This window comes from Mariniphaga anaerophila (assembly GCF_900129025.1).
Classification (GTDB): domain Bacteria; phylum Bacteroidota; class Bacteroidia; order Bacteroidales; family Prolixibacteraceae; genus Mariniphaga; species Mariniphaga anaerophila.
On sequence record NZ_FQUM01000044.1, the window covers coordinates 1 to 1,041 of the forward strand.

At 36.8% G+C, this 1,041-nt stretch carries 2 protein-coding genes; one reads left to right on the top strand and one right to left on the bottom strand.

Annotated elements, in window-relative coordinates; all coding sequences use genetic code 11:
* Nucleotides 1-201: integrase core domain-containing protein (locus BUB08_RS19940; RefSeq protein WP_139249817.1), on the top strand; the 201-nt coding region annotated here is incomplete at its 5' end.
* A gap of 207 nt (nucleotides 202-408) precedes the next feature.
* On the opposite strand, the gene BUB08_RS19945 is transcribed toward BUB08_RS19940, so the two are convergent.
* Complete coding sequence (locus tag BUB08_RS19945; RefSeq protein WP_073003687.1) at nucleotides 409-885, bottom strand: thioredoxin domain-containing protein; 477 nt, start codon at nucleotides 883-885, stop codon at nucleotides 409-411.
* Nucleotides 886-1,041 lie beyond the last annotated feature (156 nt).

Sequence of the window (1,041 nt, forward strand, 5' to 3'; positions counted from 1 at the left end):
AAAGGACGAGCTATCGACAATATATTCATTGAGAGGTTCTGGCGTAATATCAAGTATGAGAAATTATACCCTGAGCCATCGGATGATGGGCATGAGTTATATGGCAAAATAAAATGGTACATGGAATTTTATAACACTGAAAGAGGCCATCAGGCTTTGGAGTACAAAAGGCCAGAGAAGGTGTTCCGCTCAGCCGCTTAGATTTTCCTTTCCGCCCAATTGGGCGGAAAGGAAAATCTAACTTATCTTTGAGATAATGTTGTCTAACGATGGGGAGTATTTAAGGGCGGATTTCGGAGAGCGTTCCTGTCCGAAGGACACGGAACTGCGAAACGGGAATCCGCAGTTGGCGTACCACCGAACCCGCCCTGCAATATGTACCGTGTTAGCGGTATGTGCTTTTTCTTTTCATTTCACTCTTTTAAAATGGTAGTTATATCTGTCACAACACGGAGAGTTTAAATTTAAAGTGTCGCTTCCCATAAATTCTACATATTTCTCTGTGTCCGTAAAAAATGAATCTGATTTTTCATCTTTTTCAAAATCAACCTTCAATCTAATGTCATTAGCTGTCTGTAGCGCAGGAGAAATTTTGCCATATTCGAGAAGACTATAATTATTAACAAAACCATAGATTCCATATTTTTTTATCTCCAAATACTCAAAATTTAAGTCGTGTCCAGTCCCCGAAAATCCTCCAGACACAGCAAATAATTTCCATGTTCCGTAAATTTTCAAGTCAGGTTCGGCAAATATTTCAGAGTCAAAATAATTTGTCTTTTCCAGATTTTGAAGGGTCGTAGGAGTTTCATAAGTGTCTTTATCGCAAGAATTTAATCCACTTAACAAAATGGAAAGAATGATAATTAGTTTAAAGGTTTTCATTATTTCATGTTTTTAATATTTATTTCTATGATGTATTATATTCTCAATTGGTTGCGTCAGCATGTTCGTTAAGGCACATGGTTAACAAAGTTAAAGTCACATGAGTTACACTAAATTCGTGCTCAGCCTTGTAATATTTTGTTTATCACGAATATC

Coding starts and splice junctions, on each gene's coding strand:
- BUB08_RS19945 (WP_073003687.1), bottom strand. CDS start 885: ATGAAAACCTTTAAACTAATTATCATTCTTTCCATTTTGTTAAGTGGA.